The 26,199-nt window shown below is 30.7% G+C and carries 17 protein-coding genes; 14 read left to right on the top strand and 3 right to left on the bottom strand.

Annotation, left to right across the window (positions count from 1 at the left end):
- The first annotated feature begins 48 nt into the window (after positions 1-48).
- From infC to ACNQ2T_RS02040, 6 genes are all read left to right on the top strand, one after another.
- The gene (gene infC / locus ACNQ2T_RS02065) at positions 49-669 is read left to right on the top strand and encodes a translation initiation factor IF-3 (RefSeq protein ID WP_418018175.1); all 621 of its coding nucleotides are present in this window, start codon (positions 49-51) and stop codon (positions 667-669) included.
- The gene (gene rpmI / locus ACNQ2T_RS02060) at positions 659-838 is read left to right on the top strand and encodes a 50S ribosomal protein L35 (RefSeq protein ID WP_369810263.1); all 180 of its coding nucleotides are present in this window, start codon (positions 659-661) and stop codon (positions 836-838) included. The genes infC and rpmI overlap by 11 nt, the downstream gene beginning before the upstream one ends.
- A gap of 60 nt (positions 839-898) precedes the next feature.
- Complete coding sequence (gene rplT / locus ACNQ2T_RS02055; protein ID WP_416738679.1) at positions 899-1,252, top strand: 50S ribosomal protein L20; 354 nt, start codon at positions 899-901, stop codon at positions 1,250-1,252.
- 230 nt (positions 1,253-1,482) lie between these two features.
- Positions 1,483-2,319 (top strand): 30S ribosomal protein S2, encoded by an 837-nt coding sequence (gene rpsB, locus ACNQ2T_RS02050; RefSeq protein WP_416755622.1) that lies wholly within the window; start codon positions 1,483-1,485, stop codon positions 2,317-2,319.
- 22 nt (positions 2,320-2,341) lie between these two features.
- The gene (gene tsf / locus ACNQ2T_RS02045) at positions 2,342-3,223 is read left to right on the top strand and encodes a translation elongation factor Ts (RefSeq protein WP_416741847.1); all 882 of its coding nucleotides are present in this window, start codon (positions 2,342-2,344) and stop codon (positions 3,221-3,223) included.
- Between the two features lie 112 nt (positions 3,224-3,335).
- Positions 3,336-6,296, top strand: coding sequence for a hypothetical protein (locus tag ACNQ2T_RS02040; protein WP_418035867.1), 2,961 nt, complete (start codon positions 3,336-3,338; stop codon positions 6,294-6,296).
- 37 nt (positions 6,297-6,333) lie between these two features.
- Here the strand turns inward: ACNQ2T_RS02040 and ACNQ2T_RS02035 are convergent, their stop codons facing one another.
- Complete coding sequence (locus ACNQ2T_RS02035) at positions 6,334-8,673, bottom strand: hypothetical protein (protein ID WP_418035866.1); 2,340 nt, start codon at positions 8,671-8,673, stop codon at positions 6,334-6,336.
- Between the two features lie 145 nt (positions 8,674-8,818).
- Between ACNQ2T_RS02035 and ACNQ2T_RS02030 the strand changes: the two genes are divergently transcribed.
- From ACNQ2T_RS02030 to ACNQ2T_RS02000, 7 genes are read left to right on the top strand one after another with little or no spacing between them, the layout of a single operon-like run.
- Complete coding sequence (locus ACNQ2T_RS02030; RefSeq protein WP_418035865.1) at positions 8,819-14,359, top strand: PDxFFG protein; 5,541 nt, start codon at positions 8,819-8,821, stop codon at positions 14,357-14,359.
- An 11-nt stretch (positions 14,360-14,370) separates the two neighbouring features.
- Complete coding sequence (locus ACNQ2T_RS02025; protein WP_418035864.1) at positions 14,371-17,460, top strand: ABC transporter substrate-binding protein; 3,090 nt, start codon at positions 14,371-14,373, stop codon at positions 17,458-17,460.
- 2 nt (positions 17,461-17,462) lie between these two features.
- Positions 17,463-18,512, top strand: a complete 1,050-nt coding sequence (locus tag ACNQ2T_RS02020; RefSeq protein WP_416755627.1) for an ABC transporter permease — start codon at positions 17,463-17,465, stop codon at positions 18,510-18,512.
- Between the two features lies 1 nt (position 18,513).
- Positions 18,514-19,587, top strand: a complete 1,074-nt coding sequence (locus ACNQ2T_RS02015) for an ABC transporter permease (RefSeq protein WP_416755628.1) — start codon at positions 18,514-18,516, stop codon at positions 19,585-19,587.
- A gap of 6 nt (positions 19,588-19,593) precedes the next feature.
- The gene (locus ACNQ2T_RS02010; protein ID WP_418018148.1) at positions 19,594-20,874 is read left to right on the top strand and encodes an ABC transporter ATP-binding protein; all 1,281 of its coding nucleotides are present in this window, start codon (positions 19,594-19,596) and stop codon (positions 20,872-20,874) included.
- 1 nt (position 20,875) lies between these two features.
- Positions 20,876-22,207, top strand: a complete 1,332-nt coding sequence (locus ACNQ2T_RS02005) for an ABC transporter ATP-binding protein (protein WP_418006424.1) — start codon at positions 20,876-20,878, stop codon at positions 22,205-22,207.
- 17 nt (positions 22,208-22,224) lie between these two features.
- Positions 22,225-23,817 (top strand): hypothetical protein, encoded by a 1,593-nt coding sequence (locus ACNQ2T_RS02000; RefSeq protein ID WP_418035863.1) that lies wholly within the window; start codon positions 22,225-22,227, stop codon positions 23,815-23,817.
- A gap of 40 nt (positions 23,818-23,857) precedes the next feature.
- Here the strand turns inward: ACNQ2T_RS02000 and ACNQ2T_RS01995 are convergent, their stop codons facing one another.
- Together ACNQ2T_RS01995 and ACNQ2T_RS01990 are read right to left on the bottom strand one after the other, a co-directional pair.
- A complete protein-coding gene (locus ACNQ2T_RS01995; protein WP_418006422.1) occupies positions 23,858-24,679 on the bottom strand; it encodes an MAGa7180 family putative nuclease in 822 nt (273 codons plus the stop codon).
- Between the two features lie 43 nt (positions 24,680-24,722).
- Entirely contained in the window at positions 24,723-25,367 is a 645-nt protein-coding gene (locus ACNQ2T_RS01990; RefSeq protein WP_416741861.1) for a hypothetical protein, read from the bottom strand.
- A gap of 188 nt (positions 25,368-25,555) precedes the next feature.
- Between ACNQ2T_RS01990 and ACNQ2T_RS01985 the strand changes: the two genes are divergently transcribed.
- Positions 25,556-25,948 (top strand): hypothetical protein, encoded by a 393-nt coding sequence (locus tag ACNQ2T_RS01985; RefSeq protein ID WP_418018145.1) that lies wholly within the window; start codon positions 25,556-25,558, stop codon positions 25,946-25,948.
- The last annotated feature ends 251 nt before the right edge of the window (positions 25,949-26,199 follow it).

Raw genomic sequence — 26,199 nt, 5'->3', positions numbered from 1 at the left:
GAAGTGGGAAACCACTTTTTATTAAATTTAAATTTTATTTAAGGAGTTATTATTCAAACAAAAGGAAAAAAACCAGCTTCAGAGCATTACATTAATGGTGATATCCCATTTAAACAAGTTTTCTTATTAGGACCTGATGGTGAAAAACTTGGTGTTAAATATACATCTGAAGCTATTGAGATAGCAAAAAGCTATAAAATGGACTTAGTTTTAATTAGCGTTGAACCTAAACCAATTTGTCGTATTTTAGATTACGGAAAATTCAAATATGACCGTAAGAAGAAAAACAAGGAACTCAAAGAAAAGCAAACAACAATTCAAAATCGTGAAGTTAGATTAACTGCAATGATTGGTGAAAACGACTTGCAAACTAAAGCAAGAAAAGCTAGAGAATTTCTTTTAAAGGGTGACAGAATTAAGGTTTCTTTAAAACTAAGAGGTCGTGAAATAGGAAGAAAAGATTTAGGTTTTGCAACAATTGAAAAATTCTTTGCCTTAGTGCAAGATATTGCTGAAAAAACTTCAGAGCCTAAATTAGTTAACGATCGTTTCCTTGACATGAATCTCCAACCAAATAAACAAAAAATTCAAAAATACTTAAAAGAAAAGAATCTTGATTCAAATCAAGAAGCTAAAGAAGGAGAATTAAATGCCAAAAATGAAAACTAAAAGTGCGTTAAAAAAACGTATCAAAGTTACAGGAACAGGTAAAATTTTAAGAGAACAAGCATATCGTTCTCACTTAGCTCAAAACAAAACAACAAAACAAAAACGTCAATCACGTAAATCTGCTCAAATGTCAAAATCAGATCTTAAAAGATTTAAAGCATTAATCTAATCTTGTTAATCAATTAGATTTCAAATACATAGATAATTACGTTATTAGAAAGGAATAATTATGGCAAGAGTTAAAGGTGGAACAGTTACAAGAGCAAGACGTAAAAAGTGACTAAAATTAGCTAAGGGATACTTTGGACACAAGTCAATTGGTTACAAAGTAGCAAAACAAGCAGTTGTTAAATCATGAACATATGCATTCAGAGACCGTAAACAAGTTAAAAGAAACTTTAGAAAATTATGAATCGCTCGTATTAATGCAGCAGTTAGAGCTGAAGGAATGAGCTATTCAAGATTTATCAATGGGCTTAAAAAAGCAAATGTTACAATCAACCGTAAAATGCTTTCAGAATTAGCAATCAACGAACCAAAAACATTTTCTGTTTTAGTTCAAATCGCTAAAGAAGCTAAATAATTTAAAGGCTAGCAATAGCCTTTTTATTTTCTTTACTACAGCGTAGTAGTAAAAAAATTAAAAAGTAGTTTCAAAAAAACTAACTTTTTTATAAAATATAAACAAGAATTATTTATTAGATAAATCTTACATAACTAAATCAATAAATATGGATTCACTTGGGTGTGCTAATCATAGTGCTAGGTGTTCGAAATATTTATTTTGCAAAAACAAACTAAAGGAAAATTACAATGACAACAGAAAACAAAAAAGAAAAAGTTCAAAAAGAACAAAAAACTCCAATTGTATCAAAAACTAAATTATTAGAAGCTGGTGCATACTTTGGACACAAAACTCACGCTTGAAACCCTAAAATGAAGGAATTCATTGTTCCAAACAAAAAGAACAAAGGGTCACACATTATTGACATTACTAAAACACAAAAATATTTAGAATATGCTTACTCACTTGTAAACACATTAGCATCTAAAGGTGCATCATTTATTTTTGTAGGTACAAAAAAACAAGCTCGTGAAGCTGTTAAAGAAGCTGCTGAAAGAACAGGTTCATTATATGTAACTGAAAGATGATTAGGTGGTACATTAACAAACAACCAAACAATCATGTCAAGTGTACAAAAAATGAAAGATCTTGAAGCAAAAGCTGCTAAAAACTTTGCTGGATACACAAAGAAAGAAGCTTTAGAATTCAATAAAGAATTAGATAAACTACACAAAAACTTAAATGGTATTCGTGATATGCAACGTTTACCACAAGTAATGATTGTGGCTGATCCAAACGAAGATGAAATCGCAGTTAAAGAAGCTAAAAGAAAGAAAATCAAGGTTATTGGTATCTTAGATACAAACGCAAACCCTGATTTACTTGACTTTGGTATCCCTGCAAACGATGATTCAGCTAAATCAATCATGTTAATTATGACAATTTTAGCTGATGCTATTGTTAAAGCTCGTGGTGGACAAGTTAAATTTGCTTACCAAGAAGACGATAAAGTTGTATTACCATCATTTGGAAACAACTCAAACAGAGCATCTGAAACAGAAGCTCAAACAACAGAAGCAAACTAATTAAAAAATTTAGGAGGTTATCATGGCAGATAACAAAATGGAATTAATCAAAGAACTAAGAACTAGAACAAACTCAGCTCTTGTTGACTGTAAAAAAGCTTTAGAAGCAACAGGATATGAAATTGAAGCTGCTATTGCGTGGCTTAAAGAAAATGGAATTGTTAAAGCTGCTAAGAAAGCAGGACGTATTACTGCTGAAGGTGCTGTAACAGCTCTTGGAGATGACAAGCATGCTATCTTAGTTGAAATTAACTCAGAAACAGATTTCGTTGCTAAAAACGACAAATTTATGCAATTATTAAGTGAAGTTTCTACAGCTTTATTTAACTCAAAAGCTAACACATTACAAGAAGGGTTAGATGTTAAATTAGCAAATGGTGAAACAGTTGAACAAGCTTTAGTTAACGCTACAGCAGTTATTGGAGAAAAAATTTCTCTACGTCGTTTCACAAGAGTAGAAGCTCAAGAAGACCAAGTTTTAGGAATATACGTTCACGCAAACCAACAAGTTGCTGCAGTTGTTACTGTTAAAGGAAACAACACAGAAGCAGCAAGAAATGTTGCAATGCATGTATCAGCTATGAATCCTGAATTTATTCTTGTAAACGAAATTCCAGCTGACAGACTTGAATCAATCAAAGAAGGATTCGTTAAACCAGCTGGTTTCGAAAATAAACCTGAAAAAATTCAAATTTCTATAACAGAAGGATGATTAAACAAACAATTATCAGAATTTGTTTTAGAAAAACAAGCTTTCGTTATGGAAGACTCATTATCTGTAGCAAAATACTTACAAAACCACAACTGTGAATTAGTAAGTGCTGTTAGATATGAAGTAGGTGAAGGGATTGAAAAAGTTCAATCAAACTTTGCTGAAGAAGTTGCTGGTATGGTAGTTAAATAATAAAACTACAATTTTATGTGTAAACGCATATTACTGAACTTTTTCAGTATATGCGTTTTTTACTTTTTATATAATATAAAGAAGATATTAAGATAAAACATAAGGAAGAATCATGACAAAGATTAAATCAATTTTACTGGCCCTTAGTGCTGGTAGTTTAACACTAGTGCCATTCACTGCATTAGCTTGCAACAATGGTGAAAGTGCCCAAAGAAGAAAAGAATTAAATGTTGAAAAAGAAGCTACATTAGCTACACTGGATGGAAAATTAAACACAATTAATGTCTTATCTCCATCAGAATACAAATCACTAAAACAAAGAAAAGATGTTTTACAAGCACAATTAAGTAAGAAAGATGAAAGCAACATTTCAGAGCTTGATGTTAAAACCTTACGTGACTTTGTTAAAGAGTTAAACGATAAAATTTCATCATTAAGTACCACTGTCATTGGACATGTACAAGATGAATTAGATCAAGCGCAAAGTGATGTAGTTACTTTACAAGGTAAAGTAGATAAACTTACTAAAGAACTCAAGAATTTAGGGGTTGATGTAGATGCTATTTTTAATAATGCAGAAGGTGGAGAATTAAAACTAGTTTCATCTGAAAAAATTCAAGAATTAACTCAAGAATTAAATACTCAAAAAGCTCTACTGGATGCTGCTAAAGATAAAGTTGAAACGTTAAGTAAAAAACTTCTAGCCAGAGGTACATCAGCTATTGATGCTATCAAAATGATTAGTCGTTTAAATCTATTTATGATTGATAGTGTTAAGAATTTAAAACCTGAGCTATATAATGTAGAAGAAAACAAACGTATGTTTGAACTACAAAGAAGCCAAATTACACAAACTATTAAAGATGCTGACTCTATTGAGTTATCATATGCTAACTCAATTCGGGTATATAATGCACTTAAAGATGCTATGGCCTTTAGTAATGCACAAAGAATTGTTTTAGGAGATGCACTTCAAGTACAATCACCATTTCCAAAGCAAGCCTTTATGGATCAATTGTTTGACTGAAGAATTGCTGATTTAGCTAAATTACTTCAATCTCAAAAGGATGCTTTAGCTAAAGTAGAAAAATTAAATCCAACTGAAGAAAAAGAAATTAAAGCTAAAGAAGCTAAAATTGCTAAATTAAATGACAATATTAAGGTGGTTGATAGCATTCTTGAAACTTATAAACAAGCTAAAGGTGAAGGAACAACATTAAAAGATCAAATTGCTAAATATATGCTGCTAGAAGTTGAAGCTTTCGAAAAGAAAATTAAGAACCCTTCAACTGCAGATGAATTCCAAGCTAAATATGATGTTAACTACAGAATTTCTGTCTTTCCACTTTTAAATAACATTACAGATAACGAAGCCTTGAAAGAATTTGAAGCTATTGCAGATAAAATTGCACCATTATACAGTAAGTTTTATAAAGAAAACCAATTTGCTTTAAAATCAGTAATGTATGCAAACTACTATACTGCTTTTAGTAAGGATTTAGTTGACTTAAGAAGATTTAACTTAATTCAAGACTTCTTTAGTAAACAATCAATTATTACTTACTTAAATCAATTTAAATACAAACTTGCTTCATATAAAATTGATACAGAAGCTGAGCTAAAGAAACTTCAAGATCAAATTAGCCAATCACGTATCAAAGCAAATCAAGCCATCTCTAGATACAATAGAATGTACTATGACTTAGAAGAAGATGGAAAGGAAAAAACAGTAGCTGCTCAGTTGTATAAAGCTATTGCAAGCCATCTATCAAGCTTAAGAACTAGTGCAAATGCAGCCTTTGAAAGCGACATTTCATCTGCATTTGATAAGCTATTGAAATTCAAAAAGATTGAAAGCCAAGCTAACACATTTGAAAGAATGCTAAATTACTTTAAGAACTTAAATATAACTGTAGATGATGAAACAATGAGCAAATTCCTTAAATTAGAAGCTCAAAGCAAAAAGGCTAATGCTAAAGTTGAACAATTCCAAGAACAACTTAATAATGCACAAAAAATTATTGATGCCTATGTAGAAATTGTTAACAAATTTAAAGCAATGAAATTTGATGCTACTGAAGCTGGTGCAATTAAGGAACAAGCTAAAGCAAATGTTGCAATTATTGATAAATTTAAGCAAGAATTAGCAGCTTCTAAAGCTACAGTAGAGGGATTTGGTGAAACTAAATACTACTTTGCTGCTGGTGATAGTGAAATGGATAAGAAAATAGATGATTTACTTGTTTCAGTGGATGATTTAAAAGAAAAATTAGTTGAACTTGACGCTACTCCTGAAGCAGAAATAAGTGCAAAATATGCCACATATAAAGAACTTGCATATAAACTTGGACTTAGTTTCTATGTTAATGATGAGGATGAAAAAGAATACGAAGATGCTGAAAACTTAAATATTACTTCTACTCCTATTAGAAATACTTTAGATGATAAAGAAAATGCTGAAACTCAAATTCGTGTGCAAAAGAAAAAAGCTAAAGAATACAAACAAAACTCACTTCTTATACCTTTAAATGAAGTTTACATTTTAATGAGACAAGGTGCAATTGCAAATTCAGATTTCTTTACTAATAATTCAGTAACTGACCTATATAAAGATCTAGATGCTGCTGCTTATGATTTAACAACTGGACAACTTAAGAAACTTCAACAAAGTAACGAACTATATAGAAATATTACAGGTGCTAAAGCAGATACTGCACCAGATTCAGAATATGATTTTGATCCAGTTGAAGAAGCCAAACGACTAAATGAGTTAGAAAAAGCTTACTACAATGCAAACATTGAGTACTTTAAAGCGTTAGATAGTAAAGCTCAAAACCTAGAACCATTAAAACAAGCTTTAAAAGTTGCTCGTGAAGCATACTATACACAATTAAGAAATCCAAAATTAGATGGAATTGTATACATTAATGAATTAAACCCATTTGCAAATTATAATTTTGATTCAGAAGACATTAGCAAGAACCCTGCCAAAATTTTAATTGCATTAGCTGATTTCAATTCAGTTAAAGATTTATTAGACTTCATTAAAAGCTCACAACCTCAATATGAATAAGAAAATATCCTAGCGTAGTGCTGGGATATTTTTGCACTTAAACATTTTTAATTAATGAATACATCAGATCAGAAGCTAACTTTTTATTCAAGTCAGCTCTTTTCATATAAAGATTTAACTCGCTTGCTAGTATTTTGTTTGCGTCTAATTCTCCATAATTATAGATGTATTTTTCATCTCGAAAGGCAATAGCAGAATCAAGAATAATTTTATATCCTTTAATTAAATAATCAGCAGTTTGCGGGTCAATTTTCTTTTTATTAATTTCTTTAGGCATTTTGTCAAGCGCTTGTCTTAACTCATTTTCAAGAGGAGCTAGCTGTGCATAGGTTTTTTGACGTTGAACTTCATATGATTTAGTCAAAAATTCCTTGCTAGCAGCACTATGTGCTTCAACTTGATTATTTAACTCATCTTTATTTGAATTGATGCTATTAAATGTTCTTTTAAGAAATTCAACATACTCATGTTGAGAAGCTTTTAAGCCTGATTCATAGGATTTAAAGATATAGTCGATATCAATATCTGATACAGAACAACTCAATTTTCAATCTTTAGTTAATTCATGAGTTATATGCATATTAACCATGGCTATATTATCTAATAAGTTGTTGATGTTATTTGACAACAATGCATAAGAACCTTCAGCTGGAAAATCAATTCCGTATTCACTATCCACCATTAATGTTTCTATTTCCTCATCGTTATTTTTTATTTTATTGCATAAATCATCATTTGGAACATTTTTCAAAATAGTTTCATTTTCCTCAATCATTGTCTTGAGGCGATCGCTATAGCCCTTATATTGTTCAATCTTTGCTTTTACATTAAGTGAAATACTTGGCACTTCACTAGATAAATGTGATGCATTTGTTTGTAATTCCTTTAATCCTTCAAGATAAGTGTCTATAGTTTTAAGCCTTGCTTTTAGTAACATAAGTGTATATTGAATAGGCATAGATTCAGTAATATTTTCATAATATTTATCGTTATTTTCCTTTGCAAATTGATATGCTTCTTTTAATTTGTTACCTGCAAAGTTATAGTATTTATTTTTACTTTGTTCAATAGTATCTAAACCTTTTTGCCCTAGAGCAGAGGCTAAATATCTTAAATTAATAATTTGATCAATAACTTTATTTTTTATATATTTTTGCTCAATTTGATCAATTTTGTCTTGATTTTGTTTAAATTCTTCAATAACTGCACTAACTTCTTTTCCAAGACCCTTTTCAGGCATAAGAGAAATATAGCTTTCACCTAATTTCTTATATTTAATGTTTAAAAAATGTAAGTAAGCTTCTAAATTAAACTTTTCATTTGTCAAGTTCTTGTTATATAGACTAATATCATATTGTAGATTTTGAATCAGATTTTGCTCTCAGATAGAGTTTTTGGTTCCAAGTGTATTTGACATTGATAAGAAAGCATTATCATAAGCTAAATTAAATCATGCTGCTAATTCTCGATTTTCAATAACTGATAAATAGTGAGCATTAACTGATAAAGTTGCTAATAAATCAGCCAATAAGTTATCTAATTTTAGCATCCGATCATCCACTTCTCAAATTACATCTTCAATGTTGTTACTTGTAATTACAATGGATTGTAGATAGCTTAAAAATTCTTTTGCTGCTGTCTGGTAGGTTAAAACACCCGAAAGCGATTTATTTAGATCAATAGTTTTATTGTCTATATTAATCTTTGGCACATTAGAAAGATCTCCAGTTTGTAGCATTTTTAGAAAAATGCTGAGATATTGATGCAAACTAATGATATAGCGAGCTAAATCATCTTTCAGCCTATTTTTACTATTTAGATCAGTATTAATAAGCCTATCTTGTAGGTATTTTTTATCCCAAATAATGTTATTTGTGCCTTGAGTTATTAATGAATTGTAATTGCGATTTCATCAAGAGATATCTGATACTAATTTTGAATATACATTACGATTTTGACTAATATTTTGAATTGCTAATAAGCGAGATTCCATTGCTTTAAAGTTCTTATCAGATGTTTCACTAAGGGTTGAAAAACTAGTGCTGATATTTTCATAAGTCTTTTTAGCATCCCTTACCCATGTAATTTTTTCTGGCGTGCTTGACTCTAAATCAACATAGAGTAATTCTCGATTTTCAAAGGCTTTTTTAGGATTTTGTGGGATGTGAATTTTATTTGGTTTAAAAGTTATATCATCAAGTTCATCAACACTTGGGGTTATTGGCTCATTTCTTTCCTTATCTAAATGTAAATTATCAGGTTGAGTAACTTTAGCCTTCTTTTGACCATATACGCCTAGCACACTGGCTAATACGATTATAGATGCTCCAAAAGTAACACCACCTGTAATTAAAAATCTTTTACTTCATTTGTTCATTTTGTCCTCCACTATATAAATTAAATTTTGCCCAAAGTGAACTAGAAATTAACTTACCCCCTATTTTGTAAATTATGGTAAAATACTTATATTAATTATATTAATATAAGATAAACCAAAATAAATTGAAGAAAAGGATGTGAACATGATTAAAAATTGATCATTAAAAACAAAAGTTTTATTATCATTAGCAACTTTATCAGTTGGTGCTGGTATCGCAATTGGCTCAATGATTGCCTATGCAGAAAATTCTGATGAAAAATTAGGACCTTTATCACCTGCAAATAAGATGCTATTTAACAATGACTATGCAAAGATTTATGACGAAGAAGGAAATCTAAAACCGGAATTAGCAATTTTAGACCCTCAAAAGAAAAATAAAGTTGCTGTAATTTCTCCAGATGCTTCTGAATACTGATTTATTCAAGACCCATCTAAGAAATACAACTTTACTGATTTCTTTAACGCATACTTTGAAAAGTTCAATGAAGCATTTGTTCTAGAAGTAAAATATGGCTCATTTAGTTTCTACAATGAGTATGTTTTAGCTGTGCATCCTGAACAATTTATTGAATTTTCAAACTGGTTTATTAAAAATGTTGCTTGAGGACCTGACCTTTTAACTCTTAATTCATTTAGAATCGTACCTGGGGTTGAACAAAATGGGAATGCAATTACTTTAGGATCTCACTCAACATTACATAAAGAAGTTAGTGAAATTAAATTCTTCCCAGATGCCTTCTTTGGGTCATTACCTCTTTACTCACAAAATGGTGGAAGAGGGAATGCACCTGATGCTTTAACTTATTCAACATTCAAAAGTGAAGTTTCAAAAGCAGTACTTGATGACTATTTAAAAAATATTCCATATGCTTCAGCAATTAAAAATGCTAGCGTTTTACCAAGTTATAGTTCATTTAAGGAAATTTTAATTACAACCAAACTAAATGGAGAAAATTTTAAAGTGTTACTTGATCAAAGCATTAATGCTAAAGGTCAAATTATCCGTAATCAAACTCTTTATTTACCTTTTGATGTAACACCAGCTCAATTTGATGAGCTTAAAGCTAAATATCCAGATGAACTAGGACAAGCTACTTTTGAAATGTTACGTCCAGTTGAAATTATTTCAGCTACAACTGCAGTAGATAACAAAAGCGAAGATAAACCAAAAGAAATCGAAAAGGACTTAGATTTAAATCTTACTTTTAAATACTTAGATGTTCCAGAAGTAAATCAAACAGAAGTTGAAGCACAACTAGCTAAAATCAAAGATCTAGCTAGTGATACTCCTAGCCAACGTGCTGAAAAAAATCTTGAAAGAGAAAAAATCAAGAACGTTTATAGCACTTCATTAAACTTTGCAACTATCCAAGGTAGATCATATGAAAGCTACAAACTATTTAAACAAGTAGCTAATGGAAAAATTAGAAACTTCCTAGACTTTTATGACATTGACTCATATGCTAATGGGCATGATTCAATCTTTGTTTATAAACCACGTAATGGTCAACCTATGCAATATTTCGCTTCATTCTTAGAAGCTATAAACTCTGTGCCTGAACTAGCAAAAGCTAGCTACGTAAAACAAAAAGCATTAGTTAAGAAATATTCAATTGCCAAAATGGAAATTGAACATAATGCTGAAGTACAAATGCATACTTTAAATGTAACTTTACAAGATGAAGCAAATAAGAAGAAAGAATTATACCTTTCATTTGCAGCTAGTGAAGCCAACAACTATCAACCTGAAGGGTTCGAACAATTTAAGGATGCTTTAGGATACTTAGGAACTATTAACCCTGTGACATTGTTCTATACACCTGAAGATAAAACTTTAGTTGACCAAAATGGAAAAGCTATTGTTGGATTGGAAGCTAGAAAATATCAAGTTTATAATGAAGCTTACACAGGATTAATTCAAAAAGTAACAGCTAAATATCCACACTTACTTAGAAAGTTAAATGGACCTCACATTGTAAGAACTATTAACCAAGATGGTGTATATCAATACCAATTACAAGATGGACCATACCGTGGATTAACTCCTGGAGATAGAATTGGACTTCCTCTAGTTTTAGGTGCTTTAGTTCCTGGATTTAAAGGTGTACCAACTGACTTCTTAAAATATGTTGCAACTCACGAATATGGACACCACTATACACTAGATCAAGGTCAAGCTTGAATTAATGATAAGAACCCAATTATTGTTGGTGGTCTTTCAACTCGTGGTGGAGCTAATGAATCATCATATTACTCATATGAAGCTTTAGTTAACTACCTTGAAGCTAGAACTAACATTGATGTAATTAGAGTTAATGCTAATAATCAACCTACTGAATATGGTAAATTTATTCGCTTTAGATTTGGAATTCTTGATGAAAATGGCAAGGTAACTAAATTTGAAACTGAAGCACTAGCTGATATTTGAGGAACTGAAAAATCAAATGATGATATTTTCAATGTGCTTAAAAATGAAAAACGTCGTTTCCTACAAGACTTTGCTGGAATGGTAAAAGCAGCTAAAGAAAGACACGTGGCTTTAGGTGACTTATTTATCGCTAACTCATTTGATGCTGATTCAGGAACCTTAAACCCTAGAATCTCAGGAATTGCCAAAGCTTTTGAAAAACTACAAAAAGCTAGTGGAAATTACAATTACAAATTAGTCCCAATTACAGCACGTGAAGTTATTTCACAAATGAAAGATGGATATGGAAACCCATTAAGCAACATTGTTACATTTAGTGATGACAATAACTTCACTATTAAAATTTATGAAGCTGATGAAAAGAAACCAAACATCATCCGTAAAATTAACATGTTTAAGAAGGATAATTCTCCTGTAATTAATGTGCCTTTAAATGTACCACTTGATGAAGAAAGCTTAAGTTACTTACATGCACAAGCTAAAGTAATTGAAGATTCAATCCGTGCCACAATTAATAAAGACATGTTTGATTCAGGTTGAGATACTAGTGGAACTAGAATTGGTGGTAAGTTTGACTTCTTTACTACTTCATTATTTAACCAAGATAATAATATTGCTCCTATCCTTGAAAGTTTAAAAGGTCGTGACAATAAAGTTGAAATTGAGCCTTCTTCAAATGCTAATGCTGTAGCAACTGGAGCAAATAAAGTTCGTAGTGCAAATACTTACTTAGCACTAAGAGCTGGACTTAGAAACGAAATTAATGATATTAATAGATACATTGTTGACATGGCTACAGGACTAAATGGTGATCAATTCAAGATTACAATTTATAGAAATAGTGGACTTGAACCAGTGCTTGCCTTTAGAAAAGATGAAAATGACACTGCTTTAAGTATTGATAAATTTGTTTTCCCTTACATGAGCGGAAATTACTTCCTTGGAGATATAGCTAACTACCGTAATGCTTTTGCTAGCAGAATTTCTTCTTTAGCAAAAGACTATGGTACAAATGATACCCAAGCTAGATGAAGTAGTCACTTTATCTTTAGCTTCCTTGAAGGAAGTGGATGAACAGCTAGAAGTAACACACCTAATGGTCAAAATGACACATTATTTGGTTATGTAGATCGTAATGATGTTTTAATGTCAACTTCAGCAGTTAGAGATTTAGCAGCTAACCCATTAAATAAATTTGGTGAACAAGTTCGTGCTATGGTAATTAATCCATTTTCAAGTGGAATTAATGCAAATGATCGTGCTTTACTTAAAGCAATTAACAAAGGTCCAAATGCTAAAAACTATGCTAGCGTTTCTCTTCCAGGAAACTCTGAAGCAGTAGCAAGCTTTAAGGCAGATTCATTCCATGAATTATTAAACTTTGCTTCAATTGATTATGCTAAAGCAAGCTATGATTTAGCTAGCGAAAGCTACAATTGAGATATTGCTTATGTTGAATCTAAATTTGACTTAAACCAAATTGAACTTTTAGCAGCTAACGATAATAATAAAGAAGCAGAAAGCTTACTTCAAGCTATTAAACAAGCTAGTGGAGATAAAAAACAAGCTTTAGCTAACTATGCAATGTATAGATTTAGACATTCTAATTTAGTTCTTTCAGTAGTGGACTTTTCTCCAGCAACTGATTTAGTTTCTCACCGTGCAGTCTTTTCAAAATTATATGGAATCACCATTATTGATCCAGTCTTTAATAAGTTCTACATGGAAGATACTTCAAAAGCAACAGATAATACTAACTTAGTTTTTGATGCTGCTAAATTGCAAGCCTTCTTACAAGAGTTATTAAAAGATAATAAATTAGAAGCACAAGCTAAATACTTCAGCTTATCAGACTTTTTAGCATTAGTTGGAAATAACTTAATGTGAAAAGACCATGGTTTCTTAGACACTAAAGATGTTAACTTATTTAACGTCTTTTGAGGTGGATTTACTTCAGGAGAACCTTCAAGTGATGTAATTAACTACAATGACACAAGAGTTGAACCTTTATTAAATGATAAGTTTACTGACTATATTTACAGTATTGCTGAAACTTTAACAAGAGACTATGTGCAAACAGTTTATTCACCTGATACTCATGACTTTGGTAATACACCTGATTACCTTTCAGGGCTAAATGAAGCTATTACTGGTCTTGATTACATTGTGGATGGAACTAAATTAAATTACTTAAATGATAAACGTAATGATATTCAAGGCATTGCTAAAGGACTAAAAGCTACATTAGAATCTTCTAGATGAAATAAGTATATTCAAGCAACTATTCAAGATCAAATTGTGGCAAATAAAGAAATTGCTAAATTAAAAGCTGAATACGAAGTTGCACTTGAAAAATTCAACAAAACCAAACCTGGTGATGATACATACAAAATTTATGCTAACTACTTACTAACAAAGCAAAATGCATACTTTGCAGCAACTGAAAATAAGATTAAACACAATATTGCTATTAAAACACCTATTTTCAAGGAAATTAGTGATAAAGACTTCCTAACTGCAAATTCATTCCTATCATCTAACTACTTTGGAAAATTTATTTCAAATAGCAATGGGTTCTTTAAAGATAGATTTGAAAAAGAAACTATTGGTATGGAACTTTATGATGCAGATCGAAACCCAATTGTAGATGAAAACATTAGACTAAAGGACTTTAATGGAAATAAAATTACAAGACGTCCTGAAGCTTTCTTCATTTCACAATTATTAAACTATGGTGTTTCAAAAAGAAGTATTTCAGGTATCTTTAGAAACAAAGAACTTGATGCTTTAGCTATGTATGGATACATAACAAATGATTTAGCTGCAAAAGCTAAATACATTAAATTTACTGATATTGATACTAAAGAAACAGAATTCTTAAAAATCAATACACATAAGACAAATAACATATTCTGACTTGAAAAACAAGGAGATGTAAGTACTAAGAAAACAATTGAAGATTATGGCTACACTTCTTGATTAACAGACTATGCATTAATGGCTAAATATAGAGACGCTTTATTAAAACCAAAACACAGATACTACATTGAATTTGCTGACAAAGATAAGAAAGCAATTCAAGATGTAAATTTAGGAAATGTTGATGCTATCTCTGAAAATGCCAAAGCTTCACAACAATCACCAATTAAGATTATTCCTGAAGTTAAAACAGTAATCAAAAATGGTGTAGAAGTTGAGGAAAAAACAGGTAAATCAATTATTAGTATTGATTACCAATTTAACATTACACATTAGAAAGGAGAGTGATGACTAAAAACATTAAAAAAATATCTAAATATCTGCTGTTGGCATCAGCTCCTTTAGGACTGATAGCTACAAGTGTTGCTTGTGGTCAAAATAAAACACAATCAATCAAAGTTGATTATGATTTAGGACTAGCAACTGAGCCAATTAACAACCTAAACTATATTAAATATAAGTCAATGGATAAAATCTTGCCTTCACTTGTAGATAGTTTCCTTAAAACGGGACCTTCAACAAGTTTAAAAAGAGTGCTACCTTCAAAAAGAAGCTATAACTTTGTTGTTATGGACAATCCAAAAGACAAGACTTCAGCTAACTTTGAAAAATACATTCAAGATAATGCTAGCATTTTAGCCCAAGATAACGGGACTAAAGGAATTACTAGTGCTTACTACTCAATTGACCAATTTAATACAGTTGGTGGTTTAGCTGACGATTCAGCTAATGGTGCAGAGCTAAAAAATAAATCAACCATTTTTGCTTTCAAAAACCCAAGAAACACTAACAACTATATGGCTATTACAGGTTTTGTTAATGCTAAGAAAAATAGATGGTCAAATGGAGACTATGTTTCAGCACAAGACATTAGAGACTATTTTGAATACATTTTGGATCTCAATACTGGATCTCAAAAGTTAGACACTATTAAAAAATATGGTTTCCGTGCTGCTGATAAATTTATTGACGCTCAAAAAGATTACTTAGCTAAATTTAATAAGACTTATAAAAACCCATTTGGACGTCGTCCTTATGTATTTAACAAAGTGTTAAATACCTATGTGCAAGACCCTAAAGCATTAGTTTACCAAAGTCAAACTTTTGACAAAAATGGTAAAGCAATTGATACAAAAGAGGTTGCTGCAATTAAACAAGCTGCTTTAGAATTTGGATTCTATACAGGTCAACTCTTCCTAGATTTTGACAATAGTTTTATTGCACGTAACTTAAAATACAATCCAGAATTTAGTCTAGATAAAGAAATTCAAGAATTCAAATTTAAGGATAAAGAAAGCGATAAAAAGGAAAAGACTATTACTATAGTTAAAAACCCTTATGTTAACCCATATCAAACTTTCTCATTAGACTCAACTAATTTAGAAGGTAATATTAAATCTTTATCAAAAGATGAAAACTCATTTAACTTAATATTTGATGAAAACCATACTCCAGATTTATCATACTTACTCTTTACAATTCTTTATAACCTATATCCAATTAACCGTAAGTACATTGAAACCCAAGCTGGTGGAATTGATAAATATGGATCAGAACCTGACAAATTCTTAACAACTGGACCTTTTGTTATTCCAAAGGGTGCAAACGGAATTTTACTTGGACCTAATGGTTACATTAATTTAGTTAAAAATAAAGAATATTATGATTCTGAAAACACAATGTCAAATAAGATTAAAATCTTATTCTCAACAAATAAGAATACTAATGCTTTATTCTTCGAAGATGGTTATATTTCTCAAACTTATATCCCAGCTTCTAAGATGACAGCTTACTGAGCAGATGAAAATATTAAGAAGTACCTAAACAAAAACCAAGGTTATGGAACAATTGCTTTCGGATTTAACTTAGATCAAGAAACAAATGGTGATAGCTATCTACAAGATCAAGATATCAGAAATGCTATTTACTATGCAATTAACCGTGATGATGCCTTAAAATTTGTTGGTTGAGACTTCTCATTCCCAGTTAATACTTGAACAGCTTATGGACAATACAAAACATTTGATGGTAAAAATCTTGAAATGTTCTTTGAAGGCATGAAAGCTAAAGCAAAGAATGATAAAGAGTTCCCATTACAAAACTATGAATATGTAGTCCACATGGCTAAAGGATTTAACTTTGAAAAGACTAAACGTAGAGATTTAGCTTACGATATTCCTACAGCTGAATTCTACATCCAACGCTTTAAACAAGCACACCCAGAAGTAAAACAAATTACTTTACGTTTCTTAAACAATGGGCAAGAAGAACAAAAGAAAGCTGGTTCATACCTAAAAGAAGCTATGAACAAAGCATTTGGTGGCTTTATTAACATTGAACTAAAAAGCTTGCCTGAAAACATCTTTGCCAGCTTTATTGAAAAAGGTGAATACGACATTATTTACCAAAACTACGATAGAATTGGTGGAAATGGTGCTCAAGATTATGTAATGGCATTCTTTAAAAAGGATGAAGTTGATACAATCAACAAAAAAACAATCGCCTTTAAAGAAAACCCAGTTGGATCATTTACTTATGCTGACTATCTAGCTGACTTAATTTTAGAGCAACTACGTAAACAAGAACCTAATGTTTCACGTTTAAGCCTACTACAAAGTGATTTAGATAATATTAAACAAGTAATTAATGCTAATGCTAATGTGGCTAATGCCTTTAATGAAACACTTAATAGCACTGAAACAAGCAAAATTTTGGCCTTTACAGATGCTTATTTAGGGCAAATTACTCAAGCAGTGGCCAATAAAAATGCAGTCATTACCAATAGATACTCAAAACAATACATCAAGAACTTACTTGAATACTTATTATTAGCTGATAACAAAGAAGATAATGAACAAGCGCGCTTACATAAAGCAAATATCAGACAAGCTAGATTACATTCAGCTTTCATTCTCTTCTTGCCAACCTTTATGAGTGTGCAAGATATTTCAAATCTAACTAACGCAACTCAAGAAAGACTTGAATTTAACCAAGATAACATTTTTGATACAGGTGATACAAATCAAGAAAAAAGAATTGCTCCTAAATTCTGAGATAAATTTATCGAGCTAGCTTTACCTAAATTTGATGAATCAACCTTTGATTACACTTCTAGATTATCTTCATTCTTTACAGGAAACTTTTCTGATGAAGAATTAAGCCAAAACTGAGAACAAAGTGTTGTATATCAATTTATCGGATCACTGGAAAAAGTTATTAGAGATGCTGCAATTGTAGTACCTCTAATGGAAGTTGATACTAACTGAGAAGTTACTAAAGTTGGTGGAGTTGATTCACTATTTAGATTCTCACTACAATATGCCTACGACATGACTAGACCTCCAAGAAATGGTCTACCAACAACAAGGGAAGGATAATAATGAAGAAAGTTACATATCATAACGAAGCTTATTTATTAAATGATGCTAAAGTTACTTTCAAAAACAAAAGAAGTAACGAGCTAACTTTAATGCAAAAAATACTTGCTATAGATTCTCCATTTTTAAGAACCTTTTGAAGAGTATTTAAAATTATCCTTGAATTCTTTATTATCGGGCTTATTGTTATTTCAATCACTTTCTTCTTAATTAACTCAGTTCCAGGAGAAAATCCTTTAACTCAAGGGTTAGATGAAGCTTCTAGAAAAGCTGTGGAAGAAAAATATGGTTTAAACTTACCTTTAATCCAAAGATACTTTAATTACTTAAAGGGCTTATTTACAGGAAACTTTGGAATTTCACTTTCATTATTCCCAGGACAAGAAATTAACTCCTTTATTTGAGATAGATTTTATAAATCATTCTTAGTTGGAATTTTCTCAGTTGTCCTTACAGTTGGAATTGGAATTCCACTTGGAATTTGAATTGGTAAGAACCCTGGTGGATGAGTTGATAATATTTCAACAATCATTGTAAGTATTTTCTCATCAGTGCCTTCAATCATTTTTGCCTTAGTGCTAGTCTTTTTAGGACGTGCAATTGGAATTCCTTATGTATTTGACCACACTAACTTTGTTACTTTCATTCTACCCGGGCTTGCCCTTTCACTTGGAAGTATCATTGTTTATATTAAATACATCCGTACAGAATTAAATAGAGAATTAAATTCTGTGCATGCTAAGTTTGCTTACTTAAAAGGTGTTTCAAAAAATAGATTTGTTTGAATGCACGCTCTTAAACCTGCTTTATTCCCTATTGCAACATTCTTCCCAGCAGTTATCTTTGGATCATTTATCGGAAGTATCTTTATTGAACAAATCTTCCTAATTCCAGGGTCTGGGGACACATTGCTTCAAGCAATTCAAACTAAAGACTATAATGTTATCTTATTCTTAATCGTTATGTTTGCTTTATTAACAGTGCTTTCATATGCTTTCCGTGATATTTTATATGAAGCAATTGATCCAAGAATCAGAAGAAGAGGAGCTTAGAATGAACCAAGAAAACGAACAAAATCAACAGTCAAAAAAGCCTTCTAAAGCTAAAGCTTTCTTCGAAAAATGAGCTAATAATATAAAAGCTCGTGCTTCACTTGGAAAACAAAATGAAGCTAACATGCAAGACTTATCAGCACCTAATCCAATTACTCAACCATTTAACTACCAAAGTTGAAAATTGGTTGGTAAAATTATGGATTACCAATCTGACATGCACATGGGGTCAGAAACCAAAGCATTTAAAGAATTTATTAATAGATTCTCACGTTCATTTGCTGGAGTTTTTGGACTAGTTACATTAGTAACATTAGTTTTACTAGCAATCATTATTCCATTTACTACTCAAGATCCAACAACGACAAATATTTCAGCTAAATCACTTACATTTAACTCATATGATTCAAACAACATTTATCACTTCTTTGGAACTGATGATGTTGGGAGAGATTACTGAGCTAGATTATGATGAGGATTGCGTTATTCAATTGCACTTGCCTTTGTGGTAACTGCAATTGAAGTTGTAATTGGACTAACAATTGGAATTATGATGGGTCAATTTGAAATGTTTGACAAAATAATGACATTTATTATTAAGGTTATTTCAATTGTGCCTACAATTATTATCTTAATCTTAATGACGATTATTATTTCACCTAGTTTCTGAGTTATTGTCTTTTCACTGTCATTAACTTCATGAACAGGAATGGCCAACCAAATTAGAGCCCAAGTAAAACGTGCTAAATACTTTGAATGAGTATCGGCTTCTAAAATTTTAGGAACTCCTACTTGAAAAATTCTTAAAAACTACATTCCAGTAATCTTACCGATATTAATTACTCAATTAGTCTTCACTATTCCTGGAGTTGTGCTATCTGAAACTTCTCTTGCTTTCATTGGACTTGCAATTGAAGATGTGCCTACCCTTGGTAATTTAATTTCAGATGGACAAAAATTATTCCCAGACTATGTAAGATATGTCTTTGTACCTGCAACCTTCCTAATTTTAATTACAACTAGTGTCCAACTTATTGGTGCTTCTGTGCAAGACTCATTAAGAAGACAAAGATAGGAAATTATGAAATCAGAACACTTATCACAAGATCAAAAAAATATCGCTAAACGTCAACGTGAAATTCAACGTGCACGTGATATAGCTGCAGGACACACACTTGGACATAAATTATGACGTAAGTTTACTGTTTATCTAGCTAATAAGTTCTCATTCTTCTCATCAAAAAATAACTTATTTGATTGAGAAGAATTCGAAAAGAATGTGCAATATAAAGTCTTACCTAATGGGGAAAGAGTAAAAATAGCTGCTGAAATCAATGATGTTCAGTTATCATTTACTAACCCATCTAGACCTGGTGAAAAAAATAAAGTTTTAAGAGGTCCTTCACTTCAAATTTACGAAGGAAAGGTACATGCCATTATTGGTGAATCAGGATCTGGAAAATCAGTTATTACTTCTTTACTTTATGGATTAACAGGTGATAATGCTGTCATTGATAGTGGTGAAGTAAAACTATATAATAATAATGTAGAGAAATTTACATTTAAAGATTGAGAAAAATCTCACTACCGTGGAAGAGTTGTTTCAGCTGTCTTCCAAAACCCAATGTCAACTTTAAATCCTACTATGAAAGTTGGAAAACAAATCATGGAAGGTATGCTAATTAATAAAGTTGTCAAAAATAAAAAAGAAGCCTACAACAGAGCTGTAGAATTCTTAAAATTAACTAAAATTTCAGACCCTGAAGGGGTTATGAAGCTTTATCCTCACGAAATGTCAGGGGGAATGATCCAACGGGTAGTTATTGCAGCTATCGTGGCTCTTGAACCTAAAATCTTAGTTATGGATGAACCTACTACTGCCCTTGACCCTACTGTGCAAGCTTTAGTACTTGATGTCATTCAAGACTTACAAAAGAAATTAAATCTTTCAATTGTCTTTATTACTCACGACCTTGGAGTAGTTGCCTCAATTAGTGATTTTATTTCAATTATGTATGCTGGACAAATTATTGAAGAAGGAACTGCAAAAGAAATCTTGCAATACCCTCAACACCCTTATACATGAGGACTAATCCTAAGTATGCCTGATGTTAATAGAGGTGATCGTTTAGCAACAATTAGAGGTTCAGTTCCATCAAACTTAAATAATATTGTTGGAGATGCCTTTGCGGTTAGAAATGACTATGCCTTAGGAATAGATTTCCAAGAGGAACCTAAATTTTATTACTTATCAGAAACTCATAGAGTTAAATCAGCATTACTTGATGAACGTGCTCCAGAATATCAACCACCAAAACACATTCAAAAATTATGAAAGGAGTTTTTAGCAAAGTCTAAATAATATGTCACAAAAACCTTATTACGAAACTAAAAGAAAATTCCTTTTCTTTAAACAAAAATACATTCGCTTCAACACACCAGGTGTAGAAGGAATGCTTGAAGTACCAGAAGGTAAAACCTTACTTGCTACTTTAAGAAACGTTGATATTACTTATGGCTCAGGATCAAAAGAGTTCCGTGCTGTTACTGATATGAATATGAACATTTACCGTGGAGAAGTTTTAGGGCTTGTTGGTGAATCTGGATCTGGAAAAAGTACAATTGGAAGAGCAATTATTGGTTTAACCCCACATAGTTTTGGTGAAATCAAAATTTTTGATAAAGTTGTTCCTAAAAAGATGACTAGAGGATTTAAATTTGGGAAAAGACTAAAAGAATATAAAGAAATTGAAAACTTTATGGTTAATAAAGTTCAAATGATTTTCCAAGATCCTGCCAACTCATTAAACCCACATATTAATGTTGAAGCTGTTGTGTCTGAAGGATTAACTAATGTTAAAAATGCGAAAGAAATTTACTTATTTAACATTGACCAAGACGTAGAAAAAGAATTATATACTCAATGGTTGCCAAGCAAGAACTATCCACAATTTTATGGTGAATATAAAAAACAATTAGCTGCAGATATTGCACTAAATGAAAATGTTGCTTTTGAAGCTTTATATAACAAACTAGCTAATGATTTAGCAAAATATCCTGAATTAGCAGATGCTAGCCAATATTTAAAGCAAGCTAAAGAACATCGTGAAGAATTAAATAAATTAACAGAAGTCGAATGTAAAAGAATTTTAGTCCGTGACATCTTAAAATCAGTTGGACTAGATGACTCTGTACTTAAACGTTATCCACTAGAATTCTCTGGAGGACAACAACAACGGATTGGTATTTCACGTGCAGTAGTGCTTCGTCCTTCATTATTAATTGCGGACGAACCTATTTCTGCACTTGATGTTTCTATCCAAGCCCAAGTGGTAAACATCTTTAATGAACTTAAAGAAAAATACAACTTGACTATCTTATTTATTGCCCATGACTTACGTATGGTTGAATATATTTCAGATCGTATTGCAGTTATGAATAAAGGAAGATTACTTGAAATTGGAACAACTGATGAAATTATGAACCATTCATTGCACCCTTATACAAAATCATTATTAGATGCTGTTCCTTCTATTGAAGGTGAAAAAGGTAGCTTAATTGGTTATAGCTATAATCCTGCAATCCATGGTTATACATCGTTATACCAACCACAATGAATTAAAATCAATAATGATCACTATATTTTAGCAACTCCAGAAGAGCTAGATGAGTGACGTAAAGGAATTTATAAATAAAATAAAGGAAATATATTATGAAATTAAAAGGAATGTTACTAACTCTTAGTGGTTTAACACTAGCTGCTACTCCTGTTTTAGCTGTTAGTTGCCATAAACCAAGTCAAGAATCAGGTACTAAGGATGATAAAGGTACCGATACTGAGGAAAAATTAAATGAAAAATTAAAAACAGAACTAAATAAAACAATTAATAGTATTACTAAATTAGATATCAAAAACAAGGCTCAATACACTGTAGATCAATTAGTGGCTATGGATAAGACTCAGTTAGCTAGTTTAATTACTATAGCTGATGAAAATTTCAACAAAGATCAATTTGGAATCACAGTTATAAAGGCAGAAAAGAAATTAAATGATGAAGGAATTGCCTACGATTTAGATTTAACACTTCAACTTTTCAATAAAGCCAAAGATACAATTACTTCATTTCCAAGAAAATTCAAAAGCTTAACTGGATTTAATATTGCTGAAGCAGACCTAAATGCTTTAATAGCAAGTAAATACATTAGTGCTTTTGCTAAAAAGATTACATTAGATGTTCCTTCTAAAGCAGAAATGTTAGCAAAAGATGTAACTAAAGAACAAATTACAATCAACATTGATCCTCAAGCACCTTACAAAGATTTATTTACAGTTGAAGTTGAAAGTTGCAGACCAAAGGCAGTTTCAACTACTTTAGAAGTTGCTTTAGCAATTTCTGCTAAAGATGGTTCAGTAAAAGAAACTATATTGCTAGATATTGAAGGATTCAAAAAGGATGATACTGAATTAAAAAATGCTGCTTTAAAAGAAGCACTAGCAGCAAACATTAAAGATATTCGTTTATCTGTAAAAGCTAACAATAAGTTAGCTCCTTCTCAAATTACACGTCAAGATATTATTGCAAGTAATTATGATGCAGATAACTTTACATTTGCTATTTTAGATGATGAAACTAAACAAGAAGGTAATGTAATTAAAGTTGTTGAGCCTGGATTACAACCTCAATTCAAACTTGATCCACTTTCACTTGCTAAACTTGGACTTAAAGTTAAATTTAAGTTAACTGCAATTAGCAATCCTGAAATTAGTGCTACAGGTGAATATGAAATTAAAAATGGGTTCCCAAGTATGATGAGTAGTATTTTTACAACTCCTTCATCAAAAACAGTAGTAAGTAATCCAGCTCGTCCTGAGAGTCCAAGAGATATTAAATATTTACAAGTACAATACAGTAGAAAAAAACCTGATAATCCAAAAGAAAAAGAAGATGTAACTGTATTTATTAAAAGAGATTTAGAGCCAATTGCTGATAATGATTTAAATAAGGAACTAAAAGCAAAATATAACACATTACGTGAAAAAATTATTACAAACTTATTTGAAAAATCAACTGATGGAACTGGCTCATTAAGAATTATTTCTTCTTTAGATAGAACTCAACGTACATATGTAACTAGAATTCTATTCACAATTGATAGACAATATTATGCAACAAAGCCTAAATCAGAACCATACTTACTATTTAATGCTCCTGCTGAAAAGGATATATTAAAGCAAAATAATCCTTTCAGTGTTGACCACATTATTGAAATTGCTAAAAAAACCTCAACTAATGCTAATATATAGAAAAAATCCAGCCTAACAATTTTGTTAGCACTGGATTTTTTTATGCTTTGATATCAGGATCTGCTTTACCCTGAGCTTTTCATTTTTCAAGTAAAGCTTCTCACTGAGCAAAGTTTTCACATTCTAAATATTCAATTTGATCAGCATTAATTGATAGATCAAAACGAGGAGAGATTTTGGTATTAGTATAAAAATTGTATCAATTCTTAATTTTAGCAATATCATCAAGGGCATCTTGTTTATTTAATTTAAAGGCATAAGTTTGTAAACTACGTTGACTTAAATCAATACTTTCAGGATGCTCATAATCTTCAGGACGCAAGAATAAGGCTACAATTGAATAAGAATCTGCACCTTTTAAGTACGAATATAATTGAGCTTGCTTACGATAAGAAGGATCAACGCCTTCTTTAGCTCAAAGGTCTTTTTTCTTTTCACCAGCAGTTTTAATTTCCAAAATCATATTTTTAGCAGGTAAATATCCATCAGGTACCCCTCCAATAATTGGATCTGAGGCAAAGAAATCATAGTTGTAAGCTGCTGCTTCATAATTTTCAATTGTAGTATTTGGCATCTTACTACGCAAGTAATCAAAAATACGAGGTTCTAGCACAACTCCGGCATGCACATATTTTTGTGTCAGTACTGGTAGTTTTAAACGAGTAATGTGGCAAAAGGCACTGAATTCATTTTTAAAGGCATCTTTAATTAAAATGTCTGAAATAGAGCTCCCTCCCATTTTCTTATATTTATCAAATTGTCCAGTAGAATGGAGCTTATCATATAGTTGGTCACTTAAGATTAAAACTTGCTTTTCATAATCTATAAAGTAATCTGTTTTATTAAAAAATTTTCTAGGCATAATTTAATTTTAACATAAGGCAAAAATAAAATAGTCATTATGACTATTTATTAATGTGGTTACGAATGATAACGTCAGCAATAACCTTTACATTGTCAAATTTTGGATATCATTCTAAATCGATTAGTGTATTTTGAGGAACAATCTCATCGAAACAAATATTTACTAATTTATCAAAACTTGTTTCAGTTGAGTTATCATCAACTCCAGGTACGAATTTAGTTGCATCCATAAATTTTTCAATTCTGATAGCTAAAACTTTAACTTCATCACCTTCTTTTACGTGTTTTTCAAGTGATGCTTTATTACCTTTGAAGTAATCTAATTCATTTGGGAATCTAAGGTCATCAATAATAAATAAACTGTTTAAGTTTTCTTTAGATGATTTTTCCATAGTTTCTCTAATCTTATCAAACACTTTAGCACATCAAACGTTTGAGTCAATTTTTCTTCCTACTTCACCCATTGCAATTCATAAAGGTCTTACGATTTCTTTATCAATACCATCTCAGTTAATTTCATCTAAGATAGGTTGTGTAATTTGTTTAATTGGTTGAGCAAATGATAAAATGTGAATATTATCATTGAATTGTTCTTTTAATTTGTTTGATAGTTCAGTACTTAAAAGCCCTTTTCCACTTCTTCTTTTACCATTGATCAAAATAATTAAGTGTGTATTTTTTTTCATGTTGTTCCTCCATATAATATAAAAAAAGCCACTAGCTTTCTGTTGTTTTGTTATGTTATTATACATTGTAATTGGCTAAGATTTAAATAAATCTTAAAAAAAGCTTAAATATGAAAAAAAGAATTTCCACATTTATTTTTTTTAGCAAATATTCAATTTTTTGCAATAAATAATGTAATATTTGATACATGAAGAAGATTAAATTATTATTAAACTCAGTTATTGGAACTACTGTTTTAGCATTACCAGTTCTTTCTGTAGTTGCTTGCGGAACTACAGAAAAAACAGTTCAAGGGCCAGATGTTAAGCCTTTTCTTACCTTATATAGCAAATTAGAGTTTACATATAATGGAAATAAAGCTGAAACATACGCTAAAGATGCTAAAGCTGAAAACATCGAAATTAAAGGTTACAATAAAGAAGAATTCCAAATAACTATTATAAGCGTTGAACCAGAATCTTATTTAGGAACAACTATATCTATTAAATACGAAATAAAAGATTTAAAAACCAATGCTAAATCAAACGAATTAGTGTCTACTATTAGTGGATTTAAAACTGAAGAAGCATCAAAATCATAATAAATAGCCATTTTGGTTATTTTTTATTTTTTTATTAGGAATGTAATAATATAGTGGTATTATTTAATCAATATTTCCAACACACATAGCCTTAAAAGCTAAAAAATATTTAAAAAAAATAAATTAAAAATTTGTTGATTAAAAAATATTTTGGTGTTATAATATTATCGCTTGTTATCACGAATAACAAACACAAAAAAGTTCTTTGAAAACTAGATATATACAATGTACATGACAGTCAATTTTTTCGA

The organism is Mycoplasma haliaeeti, from assembly GCF_048284645.1.
Lineage (GTDB): Bacteria > Bacillota_I > Bacilli_A > Mycoplasmatales > Metamycoplasmataceae > Mycoplasmopsis.
This window is presented reverse-complemented; position numbering and strand designations above follow the sequence as displayed.